This window comes from Marinobacter sp. LV10R520-4, from assembly GCF_002563815.1.
In the GTDB taxonomy this organism is placed as follows: domain Bacteria; phylum Pseudomonadota; class Gammaproteobacteria; order Pseudomonadales; family Oleiphilaceae; genus Marinobacter.
This window is the reverse complement of sequence record NZ_PDJM01000001.1, coordinates 2,807,242-2,825,168: the sequence shown is the minus strand read 5'-3', so window position 1 is coordinate 2,825,168 and position 17,927 is coordinate 2,807,242. Positions and strand designations below refer to the sequence as shown.

Annotated in this window: 12 protein-coding genes; 3 read left to right on the top strand and 9 right to left on the bottom strand. The window is 56.9% G+C overall.

The features are described 5' to 3' along the window. The first annotated feature begins 145 nt into the window (after positions 1 to 145). On the top strand, positions 146 to 3,655 hold the full coding sequence (mfd, locus tag ATG98_RS13805) for a transcription-repair coupling factor (RefSeq protein WP_098423492.1): 3,510 nt from the start codon (positions 146 to 148) through the stop codon (positions 3,653 to 3,655). After that, on the top strand, positions 3,652 to 4,305 hold the full coding sequence (locus ATG98_RS13800) for a CsiV family protein (protein WP_098417766.1): 654 nt from the start codon (positions 3,652 to 3,654) through the stop codon (positions 4,303 to 4,305). The genes mfd and ATG98_RS13800 overlap by 4 nt, the downstream gene beginning before the upstream one ends. A gap of 22 nt (positions 4,306 to 4,327) precedes the next feature. Here the strand turns inward: ATG98_RS13800 and ATG98_RS13795 are convergent, their stop codons facing one another. From ATG98_RS13795 to ATG98_RS13775, 5 genes are all read right to left on the bottom strand, one after another. After that, positions 4,328 to 5,104 (bottom strand): S-methyl-5'-thioinosine phosphorylase, encoded by a 777-nt coding sequence (locus ATG98_RS13795; RefSeq protein WP_098423490.1) that lies wholly within the window; start codon positions 5,102 to 5,104, stop codon positions 4,328 to 4,330. After that, positions 5,088 to 6,518 (bottom strand): mechanosensitive ion channel family protein, encoded by a 1,431-nt coding sequence (locus ATG98_RS13790; RefSeq protein ID WP_228706141.1) that lies wholly within the window; start codon positions 6,516 to 6,518, stop codon positions 5,088 to 5,090. Before ATG98_RS13790 ends, ATG98_RS13795 begins: the two co-directional genes overlap by 17 nt. Positions 6,519 to 6,620: 102 nt before the next feature. After that, the gene (locus ATG98_RS13785; RefSeq protein WP_098423488.1) at positions 6,621 to 7,121 is read right to left on the bottom strand and encodes a L,D-transpeptidase; all 501 of its coding nucleotides are present in this window, start codon (positions 7,119 to 7,121) and stop codon (positions 6,621 to 6,623) included. 38 nt (positions 7,122 to 7,159) lie between these two features. Beyond that, positions 7,160 to 7,843 carry a TetR/AcrR family transcriptional regulator gene (locus ATG98_RS13780; RefSeq protein WP_098417763.1) on the bottom strand — a complete coding sequence of 228 codons (684 nt, stop codon included), beginning with the start codon at positions 7,841 to 7,843 and terminating at the stop codon, positions 7,160 to 7,162. Between the two features lie 111 nt (positions 7,844 to 7,954). Continuing rightward, entirely contained in the window at positions 7,955 to 8,866 is a 912-nt protein-coding gene (locus tag ATG98_RS13775; protein ID WP_323807752.1) for a hypothetical protein, read from the bottom strand. A 146-nt stretch (positions 8,867 to 9,012) separates the two neighbouring features. Between ATG98_RS13775 and ATG98_RS13770 the strand changes: the two genes are divergently transcribed. Continuing rightward, positions 9,013 to 9,627 (top strand): riboflavin synthase subunit alpha, encoded by a 615-nt coding sequence (locus ATG98_RS13770; protein WP_098423486.1) that lies wholly within the window; start codon positions 9,013 to 9,015, stop codon positions 9,625 to 9,627. A 75-nt stretch (positions 9,628 to 9,702) separates the two neighbouring features. On the opposite strand, the gene ATG98_RS13765 is transcribed toward ATG98_RS13770, so the two are convergent. The 4 genes from ATG98_RS13765 to ATG98_RS13750 all read right to left on the bottom strand — a co-directional run bounded on the left by ATG98_RS13765 (position 9,703) and on the right by ATG98_RS13750 (position 17,784). Continuing rightward, positions 9,703 to 10,974 carry a class I SAM-dependent methyltransferase gene (locus tag ATG98_RS13765; protein WP_098423484.1) on the bottom strand — a complete coding sequence of 424 codons (1,272 nt, stop codon included), beginning with the start codon at positions 10,972 to 10,974 and terminating at the stop codon, positions 9,703 to 9,705. After that, positions 10,971 to 12,077: a class I SAM-dependent methyltransferase gene (locus ATG98_RS13760; protein ID WP_098423481.1), complete on the bottom strand. Its 1,107-nt coding sequence runs from the start codon at positions 12,075 to 12,077 to the stop codon at positions 10,971 to 10,973. The genes ATG98_RS13765 and ATG98_RS13760 overlap by 4 nt, the downstream gene beginning before the upstream one ends. Positions 12,078 to 12,091: 14 nt before the next feature. Then, positions 12,092 to 12,772 carry a carbonate dehydratase gene (gene can, locus ATG98_RS13755; RefSeq protein ID WP_098417758.1) on the bottom strand — a complete coding sequence of 227 codons (681 nt, stop codon included), beginning with the start codon at positions 12,770 to 12,772 and terminating at the stop codon, positions 12,092 to 12,094. 65 nt (positions 12,773 to 12,837) lie between these two features. Beyond that, a complete protein-coding gene (locus ATG98_RS13750) occupies positions 12,838 to 17,784 on the bottom strand; it encodes an NAD-glutamate dehydrogenase (protein ID WP_098423479.1) in 4,947 nt (1,648 codons plus the stop codon). Between the last annotated feature and the right edge of the window lie 143 nt (positions 17,785 to 17,927).

The following is a 17,927-nucleotide window of genomic DNA, read 5'->3' as shown; positions in this document are numbered from 1 at the left end:
TCGGGTGAGGTATTATCCAATTTAACGCCGCCTACGGCAAATCCAACGCCTGTTTTTATAGCCACTCGACCCCCCATGCACTGCAGCGGTAGAATGGCCAGCTTATTTACCGGCTCTCGAATTCGAAAAAGGCACATTTCCCAACATGACCAGCACCCCCCTGCTTGCCCCCGAGTTTCCAAAAAAGCCTGCCGACCATCGTGTCTGGGGTCAGCTTCACGGCAGCAGTGACGCTCTGGCCATCTGTGAAAGCGCGCGCAGCCATCAAGGGTTAACCCTGGTGATCACCCGCAGCACCGCCGATGCCATTCGCCTGGAGCAGGCAATGCGGTTTTTTCTGGGCCTGGCACCTGAAGAAGATGGCCCGGCCATAAGCGCCGATGGCCTGGAATTGCTGTCGTTGCCAGACTGGGAAACTTTGCCTTACGACCAGTTTTCGCCCCATCAGGATATTATTTCCCGCCGCATTCGCACCCTGCACCGCCTGCCCTCTACCGCACACGGCGTGCTTGTGGTGCCTGCGCGTACCCTGATGCACCGGTTACCGCCGGTAAATTATCTGCAGGGCAACACCCTGCTGTTAGAAGTCGGCCAGTCGCTGGACATCAACAGCTGGCGCCTGCAGCTCGAGGCGGCCGGCTATCGCTATGCCGACAACGTTTACGAGCACGGTGAATACGCTGTGCGCGGCGCCATTCTGGACATTTTCCCCATGGGCGCCAGCCAGCCCTACCGCATTGATTTGTTCGACAACGAAATTGAAACCCTACGCACCTTTGACCCGGACACCCAGCGTTCGGTGGATCGCATCCAGCAGGTAGAACTGCTGCCGGCGTTTGAATTCCCCTGGGACAAAGAAGCCCGTTCGGCGTTTCGCGGACGCTGGTTCGAGCAATTTCCCAGCGCCGACAAAAGCGCGCCTGTGTATCAGGACGTCAGTCAGGGCATTACATCACCGGGCATTGAATATTATTTGCCGCTGTTTTTTGATGCCACCGCCACGCTTTTTGATTACCTGCCAGCCAGTACCCGGGTATTCACCGCCGATGGCCTGAACGAATCGGTGCAGCAGTTCGACAGCGAAACCCGCAACCGTTATGAAGATCGCCGCCACGACCGCGTGCGGCCAATCATGCCGCCAGCCCGGCTGTTTTTGCAGCAGGACGAGCTGTTCGGGCTGCTCAAGCAGTTTCCACGGGTAACCACACGCACCGCAACCGACGATGGCAACGGCAGTGTGAACTGCGCCGCCCGCGAACTGCCAGACATCGCCATGAACGGGCGCGCAGCAGACCCTGCCGGGCGCTTGAAACGGTTCATCAACGAATTCGACGGTCGCATTCTGATTTGCGCCGAATCGTCTGGCCGGCGCGAAGCGCTGATCGATAATCTGGCCCAGCAATCCTTGCAACTTCAGGCGCTGGAGGGCTGGCAAGGTTTTCTGGACAGTCCGAAATGCAGCTTGGGCATTACCATCGCGCCTATGGAACAGGGCCTGGTGCTGCCAGACCGGCAACTGGCGCTGATCACCGAAACCGCACTTTTTGGTGAGCGGGTGCTGCAGCGCAGGCGCCGGGAAAAGCCCACTGAGCTGAACGACGACGGCTACCGCGACCTTTCGGAACTGCGTATCGGCTCGCCAGTGGTGCATATTGACCACGGTGTGGGCCGCTATCAGGGTCTGGAAACCATCACCGTAGAAGGGGAAGCCAGCGAATTTCTGATGCTGGAATACGCCGGCAGCTCCAAGCTGTATGTGCCTGTGTCTAGCCTGCATTTGATTTCACGCTACGCCGGCAGCGACACCGAACACGCGCCGCTGCACAAGCTGGGCACCGATCGCTGGAACAACGCCAAGAAAAAAGCGCTGGAGAAAATCCGCGACACCGCCGCCGAGCTTTTAGACGTGTACGCCCGCCGCGAAGCCCGCAAAGGCTTCAGCTTCGAGAACCCCCAGGAAGCCTACCGCACCTTTGCAGCAGGCTTCCCGTTCGAGGAAACACCGGATCAGGAAGTGGCTATTATGGCGGTGCTGGAAGACATGACCAGCGAACGACCGATGGATCGTTTGATTTGCGGCGATGTGGGCTTTGGCAAAACCGAAGTGGCCATGCGCGCCGCGTTTGTGGCGACCTGGTCGGGCAAACAGGTGGCGGTACTGGTGCCCACTACCCTGCTGGCGCAGCAGCATTACGAATCTTTCCGCGACCGCTTTTCGGATACCGCCGTTAATGTCGAGCTGCTCAGCCGCTTCCGCAGTGGCAGCCAGACCAATAAAGCGCTGGAGGCCATGGAAAACGGCAAAGCCGATATCGTGATTGGCACCCACAAACTGCTGCAGGGCGACATTCGGTTCAAGAATCTGGGCCTGGTGATTATTGATGAAGAACACCGCTTTGGCGTGCAGCAAAAAGAAAAGCTAAAAGCGCTGCGGGCCGAAGTGGATATGCTCAACCTGACCGCCACGCCCATCCCCCGCACCTTGAATATGGCCATGGGCCACCTTCGCGATCTGTCCATTATTGCAACGCCACCAGCGCGGCGGCTGTCGGTAAAAACCTTTGTGCGCCAGCGCGACGAACCCATGGTGAAAGAAGCGATTTTGCGGGAAATCCTGCGTGGCGGTCAGGTGTACTTTCTGCACAATAACGTGACCAGCATCGAAAAAACCGCGGCAGACCTGCGCCAACTGATTCCCGAAGCCCGCGTTGGCGTGGCCCACGGCCAGATGCGCGAACGCGATCTGGAACAGATCATGAAGGACTTTTACCACAAGCGCTTCAACGTGCTGGTGTGTACCACCATCATTGAAACCGGCATAGACGTGCCCACCGCCAACACCATTATTATCGAGCGCGCAGACAAATTCGGCCTGGCCCAGCTGCACCAGTTGCGAGGCCGGGTGGGCCGCTCCCACCATCAAGCCTACGCTTACCTGCTTACCCCGCCACCGAAAGCCATTAGCTCCGATGCAAAAAAGCGCCTGGAGGCCATTTCTGAAGCCCAGGATTTGGGCGCCGGTTTTATGCTGGCCACCCAAGACCTCGAAATCCGCGGCGCCGGCGAACTTCTGGGCGAGGAACAGAGCGGGCAAATCGAAAGCATTGGTTTTACCCTTTACATGCAGCTGCTGGACGAAGCGGTAAAAGCCATTCGTGAAGGCCGCACACCGAACGCCGAGCTGCCACTGAGCCACGGCACCGAAATGAATTTGCGCATCCCGGCGCTGATTCCGGACGATTACCTGCCAGACGTTCATAACCGGCTGATGTTGTATAAACGCATTGCCAGCGTTGCCAATGATGAACAATTAAAAGAACTTCAGGTAGAAATGATTGACCGCTTTGGATTGCTGCCGCAACCGGCCAAAAATCTGATGCGCCAGGCGGCGCTACGCATGCGTGCCGAGGCCCTGGGCGTTATTAAAGTAGACGCTGGCAAGGAATGGGCGCGACTGGAATTTGGCAACAGCACCAGCGTAGACCCACTGGTGCTGATTAAGAAAATGCAATCCGACCCCGGCGAGTATCGCCTGGACGGCGCCAACAGTTTCCGTTTCCGGCTGAACGACACCTCAACCGATGGTAAGCTTGATGGCATTGCCGCTATGTTCGATGAACTGGCACCGGTCAAATCCTCAGGCCGGCCCCGATGACTGTTGGAGAAACTGACTTGCGTAAACACCCGGGTTCACCTTTTACGATGGCCGTGCTGATTGTTTTCACGCTGATAGTGGGCGCGCCTCTGGCCCAGGCTAGTGATCGCTATCGCGCGGAATTTGTCATTCTGGAACGCATTATTGCGCCTGAAAATCTGGTCGAGAACATGAGCGGGCAGAAGGTTACCCCCACGCCGGTTATTAACAAGGCGCTTTGGGTAACGCCCGAGGGCGGTGGGCCGCGCAGTTCATTAAACCAGGCCAACAGCCTTTATCTGGACAGCGCAGCCGCTCGGCTGACCAACAGCGGCCGTTTCCGCATTCTGGCCAAAGCCGGCTGGTTCGAAGATTTCCCGCAGAACTACAGTGGCGAACGCCTGGCGGTGGCCGTTGGCGACTGGTTGCCGCAGGCACGGCAGCGCGACGTGGAAGGTTATATAAAAATCGATCGCAAACGCTTTTTACATGTGGAAGCGCACCTGAACCACTGGCAAGATGCCGCCTCGGCCGCGCAGCCCGGCGCTCAGGCTGAACCGCAGCTGCTGACCTGGATTCGTGAAACCCGCCGCATGCGCAGCAGCGAAATCCATTTTCTGGATTCCCCCACCATAGGCGTGCTGATCTATTTCGCAAAAATCGAGGATTGAGCCGCTAGCGCCCAGACACTGCTCAGGCTCTCGCCTGCAGGGCTCCAAGCCCGGCAACAGAAGCCTGTAGCAGGGTTTTCACGGCAACCATACCGTCATCAATCGCGCGCTGAATATCCGCCATGGTGATCGCCGTGTCGGTTTTACCTGCTGCATAATTGACCACCAGGCATAAACTGACGTACCGCATCCCCAACTCTGCTGCCAGGGCCGCTTCCGGCATGCCTGTCATACCCGCCAGATCACAGCCATCACGCTCCATACGGCGGATTTCCGCAGCGGTTTCCAGACGTGGCCCCTGGGTGGCACCATAAACCCCGTGGCTGGAAAAGCTCAGTCCCAGACGCTCCGCTTGCTCAATCAAAATCGCCCGCGCCGGCTCGTTGTAAGGCCAGGTAAAATCAATGTGGGTGACCTTATCCAGTTCGCCCTCAAAAAACGTACCACTGCGGCCCCAGGTGTAATCAATCAGCTGATCCGGTATGACAATGTGGGCCGGTCCCATATCCGGGTGTATGCCGCCCACAGCGTTAACGCCCACCAAGGTGCGCACGCCGGCATCAAACAGCGCCTGAACATTGGCGCGGTAGTTAATCTGGTGGGGCGGTATGCGGTGCGGGTTACCGTGGCGGGCCAGAAACAGCACGCGCTGCTGGCTCAACAGCCCACTGGTAAGCGCTGAAGAAGGCGTACCCCATGGGTTGGCCATACTCTGCTCGCCGGTTATCTGCAAACCTTCAAGAGCGGTCAGGCCGGTGCCACCGATGATACCGACGGGGTTTTCAGCGGCGTTTTGCATGACTTCCCTCCAGAGGTTCCTCAAGATGCCCCTTCGAGGAACCCTCCTGCGCATGGCTTTGTGAATCCACCTGTTCACGCTGCGGCTGATTGCTGCCCGGGCGGCCGCTGCGGGCTCTTTCGGTATCTTCAGCCACCCTGTCTTGGGCACCTTCACGGTTGCCGGTGCTGTGTTTGTCGCTGTCGCTGTTAGCAGCGTCTTGCTCGCTGCCTTCGGAGTCATCACGCAGAGAACGCTCACCGGCCTCGTTGCTGGCCCAATCGCCGTCTTGGGTACGACCCTGGTCACGACCGGAATTGTTCTCCAGATGCTGCAGCTTAATGCTATCAGCCACATGCAGCGTCTGGGTCGGGAACGCCACTTCGGCGCCATGGCCAGCTATAATGTCGCTGATTTTCAGCAACACGTCCTGCTTCACTTCGTGATATTTCACCCACTCGCGGGTTTTTGTGAAGGTGTACACCATGATGTCCAGCGTGGAATGACTAAACGCCAGAAAATTCACAATCAGCGTTTGGCTGACTTCGATCTCGTCGTGATTTTTCAGCATTGAGCGAATATCACTGACAATGTCGGTTACCCGGTCTATGTCACTATAACGTACGCCAATGGTTTCACTGATTCTGCGGTGCGACATACGTGACGGGTTTTCTACCGCAATGGTGGTAAACGTAGCGTTGGGTACGTAAAGCGGGCGTTTGTCAAACGTACGGATGGTGCACATACGCCAGCCGATCTGCTCTACCGTGCCCTCAATATTGCGATCTGGCGAGCGTATCCAGTCGCCTACTTTGAACGGGCGGTCGAGGTGAATAATAAAACCGCCAAAAAAGTTGGCCAGCAGGTCTTTAGCGGCAAAACCGATGGCAATACCACCCACACCACCGAACGCCAGCACACCGGAAATACTAAAACCCAGGGTTTGTAAGCCAATCAGAGCCGCGGTAATGATCACCACCAGCCGCGAAAGCTTACTGATGGCGTTGACGGTGGTGAAATCCATCGGCTTTTTCATTTTGATCGGCGACACAACCACATGCTCAATCTGTTTGATCAGGCCCAGCAGCGCCCACACAACAACCCAGATAAAGCCAACGTCCAGCAGCGAATCGTTTGCCTTGAAAACGTCAGCCTCGGAATAATAATGGGCTATTTCTGCCGCCCAATAGACCCCCTGCAACCACACAAACGCCACCAGCGGCAGACGAGTAGCGTGCAGTAGGGCGTCGTCCCAGATATTTTTGGTTTGAGAAAATCTGTGCTCCAAAGCGCTGATCACGCGGTTAGCAATGTACGCAACGAGGGCTGTACCAAACACCAGAGCAAAAATAATCACCCCTGCCCGCCAGCCGGAAGACAACAGCTCGAAGCCCTCAATCCAGCCATTTAGTATAATTATGCCTTCCTTAATCATGGGAACCCTCAAATTCAAAATCAAAGAACGCGTTCACGTTGCTGCCCCAGTCGTCTTTCTAAAAAAATTGCACGCTAGAAAAATGGTTTTTATAAACAGTTACTAACAGATCATTACCGGCATTCCCGGCTGTAATCTGGCAAACAGCGTCACCAGGTCTGTATTGCGCATGCGCACACAGCCGTGGGACAACGGAGTGCCCATCGGCTCGGTGTCAGGAGTGCCGTGAATGTATATGAAGCGGCGAAAAGTATCGACCCCGGGGCCGCGATTTACGCCCCACTGCCGGCCGCACAGCCATACGATGCGCGACAGTATCCAGTCACGCTCGGGGTGGGCCAGGGCCAGTTCGGGGTTGTAGATTTCGCCGGTTGGGCGGCGGCCACGGAATACGCTGTTCAGTGGTTGCCCGGCGCCAATCATGACGCGAATATAATGTTGGCCCCGGGGCGTGCAACCACTGCCATCACATTCGCCGGCACCGTTACGCGCCGTAGACACCGAATAATCACCCACGCACACAGAAGAGCCGTCAAACAGTTGCAGACGCTGACGGGCAATATCAATAAGCAGATGGCTGACAGCAGAATCGCCGATAACCACAGTAGGCTCCGTTCAGGCTCAGTGGCGGCACTGGCTGATTAAAACACAGCCAGTGATTCCTGGTCGCAGGGCATAGGCGTCAGCATTGGGTCTTTCGCCTGCATGCCGGCCGCCAAAAACGGCACCAGCCGCGCAGCAATTTCCTGCACGCTGGTTTCTACGCCCATCTTGTTGACCAGAATATCACGTAAGGCTTCGTTACTGGACATAGTGAAAGCGGTGGCGCCAAGCATAAACTGAATGCGCCAGTAGCGATCTACCGCAGAGAGCTCTGGCGTAGCTTCTTTCAACAAGCGCATGAAACGGCTGAAAGGTTCGCTGTATTCCTGCTCCAGAAATTTTCGCAAATGCCCCTGCGACTGGGTATAAGCCAGGCCAAGAAGCCGCATGAAGATCGCAATGCCGCGTTCACTGCGCTGTGGCATTTGCACCGCGCTTTCGGTCAAAGCACGCAGGGTCTGGTTTAACGTTGGCGCTTTGCCATCACAACTTTTTTCCAGATCGTCAAACGCAGCTTCGGCGGTGGCCGAAAAAGGTGTTAGAAAGCGGGCAAAAACTGCTTGTATCAGGGATTTTTTGGAGCCAAAATGATAATTCACGGCGGCAAGATTCACTTTTGCCCGGCTGGTAATCATCCGCAGCGATGTTTCAGCAAATCCGCGATCGGCGAACAATTCTTCCGCTGCGTCCAGAATGCGATCTACAGTATCTGATTGCGCCATTGTAAATCCTGACTCCAGCAATAAACGTATGTTTTAAACATACGTTTGAGAAATCAACTTGTCAAGTTAGTGCTGTCGTCAACCGTGACCCACGACTAACCGGGGACAGATTTAACTGGGGACAGATTTCAAATCTGTCCCCGCTTTTCCTTCCGCCACTTCCTCTAACGGGCTCTGCTCCAAATCCTGCTGGCGGCTGTCCAGAAACGCCTGTTGCAGCCTCTGGTACGCTTTGTCGGCCTCTACCAGATAGAACAGATACAGGCGCACGTATTTGCGCTCGGTTAATTGCCCCACTAGTATATGCTTCTCCGATGCTTCCCGTAATCGCGAAAAGCTGTGACTTGCCAGCGCAGGGTTGAACGCCGCCATGCGCTGGCACTGCCACACCAGCCCATCGGCCCCCTCTAGATGCGCCACATGGCGCCTGGCGTCCCGCAGCATTTGCCCGCGCTGCTGCACTAGCTCCCGGTGTGACGGGCGTGAACTGAATACCCTGCGCACCGGTGGCAGTGCCAGCAGCAACGTAGTCACAAGCGCGCCAAAACCGGTACCGCCCAACCAGGCCGGTAAGACGCCAAGCACGCCGCCAACGAACAACACAGCGGCAACAAACACCGCCAGCAACCACAGATCCCGGCGCCTTCGCGCAGCGGAAATCCGGGCGTTGTCCGGCCATTTCTCCATCGCCAGCAAGTCATAATCGGCCAGCAGCACCCGGTCACATTGGCGCATCATCAAACGCAGCTGGCGCTGGCGGTTGGCCGCTTTATCACGGCTGCTACCAGGGGAAGCATCGCGGCTGCCCTCAGCATCGGCAGCCATTACGTCAGACGGCTGCTTGGCGCTTTCATTTGGGCCGGTGGACGGTTGAGTGGTGTTTTGGGAGCCCTGGCCCGCAACCGCCACAGCCTTGTCCGCCACGGCCGGCGCCGGGTCTGCCGCCCGGCCTTGGCGCAATACCGCGGGCGCTGCGGCTGACGACGCCGGTGCCGGTGCCTGGGTGCCAGTATTCTGGGCCATGAGCAATTCCGTCTGAAAGTGTATGAACTTATTCATACTAACGGCGTGGGCGGCAGAATCTTGAGGTGCGCGTTGTTCCCCTGGCGTCATCTGGTTATTCTGGCCCATCGTATGCTACGTCATCTTAACCGCACGAGGCTTTCCCCATGTTTACAGGCATTATTCAGGGCATTGCGACCATTGAAGACATTATCACTGCGCCAGGGCTCAGTACGTTCGCCATCGCCTTGCCCGCCGGCAAAGCCGAAGGCGTAACTATCGGCGCCTCGGTCGCCATTAACGGAACCTGCATGACCGTCACCCGCCAGCAAGGCAATGTGCTGTATTTTGACGCCATGCAGGAAACCCTTCGCCTAACGACATTGGGCGACCTGATGGCTGGCAGCCTCGTGAATTACGAACGCGCGGCGCGCATTGGCGATGAAATCGGCGGGCACTTGCTGTCTGGCCACATTCACACTGCCGCGCAGATTGTTGATATTGTGCGCAGCGAAAACAACGTCAGCCTATGGTTTGAAATGCCAGCAGCCTGGGCCCACTATGTATTTGCCAAGGGCTACATTGCCATTAACGGCGCCAGCCTGACCATTGGCGAAGTGCAGGAAAACCGCTTCAACGTGCATCTGATTCCGGAAACCCTGCGCGCCACGGTATTTGGTGAAGCCAGCGTGGGCCAAAGCGTGAATATCGAAATCGACAGCCAAACCCAAACCATTGTCGATACTCTGGCACGCCTGGGTTATGACCGCCCTGCCGTTTAATTCCGTTGTGTGATTTCGAAAGATGAAATCAAAGGGCGTAACCGAGAGCGGTGATCGACTGGCACACGCCTGGCTTTAACGGCTGGCTTCAAGCACCACAAATTTGGGAGTGGCGTCTGGCTGGCGCACCTGGGGGAAAAAGCGGCCAAGGCTGCGGTGATATCCCAGATGCCGGTTGCCCACCAGCAACAGTCGTCCGCCGGGGCGAAGATGGCGGCGGGCGGCGGCAAACAGCGCCAGGGCAATATGGTCACCCACTACCCCACCCTCGTGAAACGGCGGGTTCAGCAGTATCAGGTCGAACTCGCCTCCGTCTGCAGAAATGCCGTCGGCATGACGGAAAGAAAATGTGCTCCGGGGGAATTCGCGGGCCGCGTTCGCAGCCGCACTGATCACAGCCTGGCTGGAAACATCGCTGAAAGTCAGCTCAAGGTGGCTGTTAGCCGCAAGCGCTGCCAGGCCAAGTACGCCATTGCCGCAGGCCAGATCTAGCACCCGGGCACCGGGCGCCAAAGCGGCGGCGGCCTGCGTAACATGGGGCAACAATACCCGGGTACCAATATCCAGCTTGTCGCGGGCGAACACCGCCGGCAGCGCTACTACGCTCCGTGCTTTTGCTGCTTCAGCGCCCGCTGCAAGCGAGTAGCCCAGCCACGCAGGGGTCCAATTTGTTAACTCTGCGCTCCCTTTGCGGCATATCACCACCCGCGCTTTTTTGCGCGCCGGGCATACCTTTTCGGTAACGACCGCCTGGGCAAACACATCCACACTGCGGTCTGGCAGGTGTTTTATCATGCCGCCAGCGAGCAGCACGCCGTCGTCTGCCAGCAAGGCATTTACCCGTCGCAGCAGCCAGGCCAGGTAGTCGCCATAGCGGGGAATACGCATGACCACCAGATCAAACAGACCGTTCAGTCTATAGGCGCTGTGCGGGCTGTTTGTTGCCATTGTCGTTGCTGTCTCCGGCGCCAACACCGGGTCGTCGCACCAGCTCAGAGGCACGGGCCGATCCCTCAGATTGCTTTGCAGTGGTGGATTCAAAGCAAGATTGTGTGCCAGCACCGGCCCAAGAGCCGCGCTGTCGGCCAGGGTAACCGGCTGCAAGTCCCATAGCCCTAGTGTAAGAGCACCAAAGTTGTCATCCACCACCAGCACCCGCGGATGTTGTTTGCCCGCCGGCTGTTTATCCTCTAGCCACTCATTCTCCACCCAATGGGTGGCCTGCTGCAGCAGCAGTTCATCCGCTGCATCCCAGGCTTGAAGGCTGGCCGTGTTGGCGTTTGGCCGCACGGCCTCATCAGGCGTTGGCGCAGGCGCCACACGCTCCAGGTTTAACGGCCATATCACTGCCGAAAGGCCCGGTACACCGTAAACTTGTTGTTTTCCGCCAGGCGTTCAACGGGACCGATGCAACGCCGAATCAGGGCCTCATAAGGCAAAAAATTGTTGGCCACCAGGCGCAACTCACCGCCGTGTTCCAGGTGGCTGGCCAGGTCGCGCACGAAACGCTCGGTCATGGTCATGTCAGTGCGCACGCCGCTGTGAAACGGCGGGTTAGACACCACCGCCTGCCAACGGCCGTCTAGCCCCGCAATGCCGTCAGAGGCAATAATTTCGCCCCGGGCACCCACTCGGTCATAAGTCGCGCGGGCGCTCAGCAGCGCCTGGGACTGCACGTCTACGGCGTCAACGCTTAGGTCTGCTCTTAGGTCAGTGCGTTCGCCCGTCTGCAGCCAGGCGCCAATAACCCCGGCGCCACAGGCAAAATCAAGAACTCGCAGGGCCATGCCGGCCCGCGTCGGCGGTATACCCGGCGCCGCCCGCACCGACAGGGTGGTCAAAGGGTTGCTGGCCAGGGTTTCCAGCAAAAGGCTTGTGCCCGAGTCCAGTTCGCCGCGGCTGAACACACCGGGCAAGCCTGCTACCTCTAGGTCCCGGCCGGCAACGCTGACCTGGCTCCAATCCAGCCAATCAGCGATGGCAAAGTGCGCAAGCGGTGTTACGTCTTCTGCACACCACACCTGGCAATGCCGCGCACTGTCAATCTTGTGCACCTGAGGCAAGGCCTCGCGCAGCTGTTTTACCGCGCCGGCAATGCCCTCTTTTTTCTCCCCTAGCACCAGCAGGCGGCCACCAGGGCGCACCAGCCAACGCGCCAGCGACAGCCGCACATCCAGCTCGGCGCGGGCCTTGGGCAAAAACACCACAACAGAATCAAACGCGGCAGCGGTCAGAGCCGGGGAGTCATAACCAAAGGCCACCGGCCAGTTGCCTGCCTGCTCCAGGGCCTGGGCGTATCCGGCGTGTTCGGTCATGGCCAGGCCAGTGCTGCCCAAGGTTGCCAGTTCGGTCAGTAAATCCGGCGCAATAGCGCCCAGCAGGGCGACCTTGCCGGTCAGACAGGAGCGATTACGAAGCAGCGCTTCGTGGGAATTCGGTAATGCAGACATGGGCGTTCCGTAATTCAGGCTTTAATCAGGCGGCCGGAGCGCACCGGGCGAAGTACCATTTCATCCACCGATTGCTGGCGGGTATGCTCGCTGGCGGCAGCGTTGGATATGGGTATGCCCATATCCCGCATTATGCCGTCACGAAGGTCGTACACGAAGCCGTGCACGGTTAAGTCCTGGCCACGCTTCCAAGCGTCCTGAACAATGCTGTTCTGGCACACGTGGTCCACCTGTTCAATCACGTTCAATTCGCACAGGCGGTCGGCGCGGTCTTGCACACTGATGATGGGTTCCAGAATGTGCCGGTAACGATCGCGCACGTCTTGCACGTGGCGCAGCCAGTTGGCAATCAGGCCAAAGCCCTCGTTCAGCAGGGCAGCTTTAACACCGCCGCAGCCGTAGTGACCCACCAATAGAATGTGCTTCACTTTCAATACGTCAATCGCGAACTGCAACACCGACAGGCAGTTAAAGTCGGTGTGCACCACCACGTTGGCCACGTTACGGTGCACAAACAACTCGCCGGGCATCAAGTCTACAATCTGATTGGCCGGCACCCGGCTGTCGGCGCAACCAATCCACAAATATTCCGGGGCCTGCTGATTTGATAACCGATCAAAAAACTGTGGGTCCTGTGCCTTGATGTTCTCCGCCCAGGCCCGGTTCTTGTCCAGTAAATAATCCAGCTGCCCCATCTATCCGCTCCGATTTGTAAGTTAAGGCGAAGGATTGAACGGGAATTGCTCCCGTTAATCAATACCTAGTTCACATCAGAAGCCGTTTCTGCCGTTTCTGCAGGTTCAGCTGGCGCCTGGTGCTCCGCCGGTGCCTGGTGAAGAGTTGTCTGGTGAAGGGTTGTCTGCGCCAAATCCAGCAATTCCCTCAGGGCCACCGAAAACATGGCATATTCCGGCTCGGGGCTACGTTTCAACTCGACCAACATCTCCTGCCAGCGGTCAATCATCGGCTGGTGACGGGCCATCCATTGGTCCACGCACAGGGCCACATCATCCGGCTCGCCTACTTGCTGCAGCACGCCGGTGGTCAGCGCCCGCTGCTGCCAGTTCAGGTCTTCACGGAAACTTTCCCGCGCCAGCGACTGCCAGTGGCTGGCTGGCACCAGCGCCGAGATGGCGCCGGCAAACCAGTTCAGCTGCAAACGCTCGCTGACTTCGTAGTACAAGCTGGCCACGGTTTTCAATGGCACGTCTGTCGCTTCTTGGGCTTCGATAATACCCAGCGACGAATACAGATAGTCGGTACCGGCCAGCACCGGCGCCAGGTCTTCCGGCACTCCGGAATCTATCAGAGCCTGATGGCGCTTCTGCCAGAGTTTACGGGTTTGTCCGTTAAGGTAGTCTGGCAGGCCCGCGGTAATAGCCCAAACGCTGTCGGCAAAGCGCTCAATGTGATGGGCAATCGACAGTTCGGCGCGGCGATTACGCAAAAGCCATTTCACAGTGCGCCGCATCAGCCGCATCATTTCTTGCATCAGTTCTATCTGTAGCTGAGCGCTTACATGGAAATCCAGGTCTTCAATACGGTCCCACCAGGTGTCAACGCGGAACAGATCGCGGGCAATAATCCAGGCCAGGGCTATCTGCGCCGAATCGGCGCCGGTCGCTTGTTTGATGCTGTCGACAAAAATGATGCCCATGTGGTTGACCATATCATTGGCAATCTGGGTACCAATGATTTCCCGCCTTAGCTGGTGCTCGCCCAGCTCGTCGGCAAATTTGCGATTAAGCTCCCGCGGAAACACCTTGTACATTTCCCCCACCAACAGCGGGTCATCAGGCAGGTTGCTGGCCACCAGGGTCTGTTTTAAGTCTGCCTTTACATACGCAATCAACACCGCGAGTTCCGGCCGTGTCAGGCCTTTACCCGCCTGCTTGCGCTGGTTCAGGGCCTCGTCGTCGGGCAAAAACTCCAGCTCGCGGTTAAGTTTGCCTTCCGCCTCTAAGGAGTTCATCAGCCTACGACATTCTTCAATGCGTTTGGGAGCATCTTCGCTGGCGATGCTCAGGGCCTGGGTCTGGCGGTAATTGTTTTTCAGCACCAGCGCAGACACGTCTTCGGTCATGTCCTCCAGCAGCAGGTTGCGCTGTTTAGAGGTCAAATCGCCCATTACAATGGAGCGATTGAGCAGAATCTTTATATTCACTTCGTGGTCTGAACAGTCCACACCGCCGGAGTTGTCAATGAAGTCGGTGTTCAAGCGCCCATCTCTGAGCGCATATTCAATACGGCCGCGCTGGGTAAGGCCCAGGTTAGCGCCTTCAGCAACCACCTTGCAGCGTAGGTCGGCGCCGTTGATACGAACGCCGTCATTGGCTTTATCGCCGACATCGCTGTGGCTTTCACCGCCCCCTTTGACATAAGTGCCAATGCCGCCGACCCATAGCAGGTCTACCTGCGCTTTGAGGATGTGGGCAATCAGCATGTTGGGCGGCACCCGGTCTGCTTTGATTCCCAGCAGGGCTTTAATTTCGGGGCTCAGCGCAATGGATTTCGTACTGCGGCTAAAAACGCCACCACCGGCGGATATCAACTCGCTGTTGTAATCAGTCCAGGCCGAACGCGGCATTTTGAATAGGCGCAGGCGTTCTTTATAACTCTTGGCTGCGTCTGGAGACGGATCGATAAAAATATGGATATGGTTGAACGCCGCTACCAAGCGGGTTTTTTCCGAGCTCAGCAGGCCGTTGCCAAACACGTCACCGTCCATGTCACCAATGCCCACCACGGTAAACTCGTCATCCGCCGGGTTAATACCCATTTCGCGGAAGTGTCGCTCTACCGATACCCAGGCGCCGCGGGCGGTAATGCCCATTTTTTTATGGTCATAACCGTTGCTGCCGCCAGAGGCAAAGGCATCGCCCATCCAGAAGTCGTAGTCGGCAGACAGGCCATTGGCGATATCAGAGAATGTGGCGGTGCCTTTGTCGGCAGCTACCACCAGGTAGTGATCGTCTGCGTCTTGGCGTACCACGCTGAGCGGTGGCACAATATTGCCGTCCACCAAGTTGTCGGTAATGTCCAGCAACCCGCGAATAAAGGTTTTGTACGCTTCTTTGCCTTCGGCCTGGAAGGCCTCGCGGTTAGAGGTTTTCGGCAGCTGCTTGGCAACAAAACCGCCCTTCGCTCCCACCGGCACAATCACCGCATTTTTTACCTGTTGCGCCTTTACCAGGCCCAGCACTTCGGTACGGTAATCTTCAAAACGATCCGACCAGCGCAGGCCTCCGCGCGCCACTTTACCACCACGCAGATGCACACCTTCTACGCGCGGCGAATAGACGAATATTTCAAACATCGGAATCGGCAGTGGCATGTCCGGAATGCCGGTCGGATCCAACTTTACGCTGATGTAAGACTTGGGCTGACCAGACTCGTCGGGCTGGTAATAATTAGTGCGCAGGGTGGAGTGAATCAGCTCTATATACAGCTTAAACACCCGGTCTTCGCTCAGGTTTTCTACTTGTTCCAGCCCGGCGTTGAATTCCACCAGCAGTTTCTGCTGCGTAGCCTCGCGCTTGGCCGGGCTGTAGCCGTTATCCGGATTAAAGCGGGCCTCAAAGTAGGCCAGCAGAACTTCGGTCAGGTTCTTGTGGTGGAACAGGGTTCTGGCAATAAAGGTCTGGCTGTTGGAAAAGCGGATCTGGCGCATGTAACGGGCATAGGTGCGCAGCAGCGCAATCTGGCGCCAGCTCTTGTAAGACGATTTCATCAGGCGGTTAAAAGCGTCGTTCTCGGCATCACCGCGCCACACGCGACGGAAGAGTTCGTCAAACAGCGGGCGCAAACGCTGAAGGTCAATCGTAGCACCGGAAACCGAGCGCAGAGTGAAGTCGTGCAGCCAGACCACTTCGCCATTGCGGCTGGTCATTTCAAAAGGATGTTCGCTGAGCACGCGGAAGCCAAAGTTGTCGAACACCGGCATCACGTCTGACAAAGGTACCGGATGGCTTGGATAGAACAATTTAAAGTGAATGGTGCTGTCGTCTTCTTCCAGCGCCCGATAGAAACTCATGGCCATGTCGTCGGTTTTGGCGGCGGTGGCGACGTATTCCAGATCAATGGCGGCACGGCGTGGCGAAAACATTTCCAGGTAACTGGCGGGAAAACCAGCACTCCAGTTACGCTTCATCTCGCTGCCCTTCTCTTCGCCCCAAGCTTCGGTAAGAGCTTCTAGCAGCCCGTCACTCCAGGACTGCGCCAGCCCGATTACCTTTTGTCGAATCTCGGCCAGTGGCAGCTGGCGGTTTTCCATAGGCGGCACGCGAATGGTGAACTGTACCCGCGCCAGAACCGATTCGGAGAAATAAGTGACAAATTCAACGTCTTCTGCGCCCAGAGTTTCTACTAGCACCTGCTCGACTTTCAGACGCAGCTCGGTGTTGTAGATGTCCCTTGGGAAATAGGCCAGACAAGACACAAACTGGCCGTACACGTCTTCGCGCATGAACAGTTCAATGCGTCGACGTTCCTGAATGTACAGTATACCCGTGGCCAGTCGCAGCAGTTCTTCGGTATTGAGCTGGAACAGCTCGTCACGGGGCAACACCGTCAGAATTTGGTCAAGCTCTTTGCCGGTGTAGTCGTCACGGGGGAAGCCAGACTGCGCCATCACACTTTCAAATTTGCGGCGAATCAGTGGAATCTGGTCTGGCCGCTCGTTGTACACTCGAGCGGTATAAAGGCCCAGAAAGCGCCGTTCACCCACCACTTCACCCTTCTGGTTGAAGCGTTTTATGGCAATGTAGTCCGGGTAGGCCGGGCGATGAACGCGTGAGCGCTGGGCGGATTTAGCAAAGATAAACACATCGTCAGTGCGGGTCATTTCCTGACCGGTGCGATTGGGCAGCTCACTTAAGCGCACACACGCGGGGCGTTCATTGGTCACCCGCAATATGCCCAGTTCCGAGTCTTTTACCCGGCGCACTTCCACGCCGTTTTTGTCGTTTACAAAATCGTACTCGTCGTAACCCAGAAACGTGAAATGATCTTCTTGCAGCCAGGTCAAAAACGCCTGGGCTTCTTTCTTCTGCTGCTTGCTGATACCGCCGGCGGAATGCTCCAGTTCCTCGCGACTTTCGATCACTTTGGCATTCACCCGGGGGAAGTCACCCACAGCAATGCGGACTTCGTGCAATACGCTCTGCAGCACCTGTTCCAGCTCGGCCATTTCTTCCGGCGCGCTGTGACGATCAATTTCAATGGCAATAAACGCCTCTTGAGCACACTCAGCCGGTGCCGCCCCGTTGGCATCTTTGCCATGCAGATCTGCCAATTTGCCATCTTTATCGCGGCTGATCTGTAGCACCGCGTGCTGAATGGAATGGGTACCAATTTCGCGCTGGTTGATGGCAATACGCAGTGAGTCAATCAGAAACGGCATGTTTGGGTGAATGATAAAGATCATCGTATGGGTCGATGCCCAGCCATCGCTTTCCAGATCCGGATTGAACACTGAAACCGGGGTCTCGTCTTGTCCGCGTTTGCGCAGGAACTGCCACGCCGCCATTGCGCAGCCATAAATATCTGAAAATCGCCGATTGACCAGTTCTTCCAGAGGTATCTGCGAGTAATGTTGGCGGGCAAATTCACTGATTCGGGTGGCTTCCGTTTTGGCAATCTTCTCGCCAAACGCCTCTTCTAGCTGAGAAAAAAATTGTTCCTTACTGGCCACTGTCAGCGCATTCATAGCGTACCTCTGGTTCGTGTGAACGATGGAGCTGGTTTTTATATCGTTTTTATGCCGTTGTTGTCGCACTAGGATATGCCAAGCGCTTGATTTTTGCCGGCATCTCCGAAAAATTACGGCAACTACTTATCATTTCGTTATCA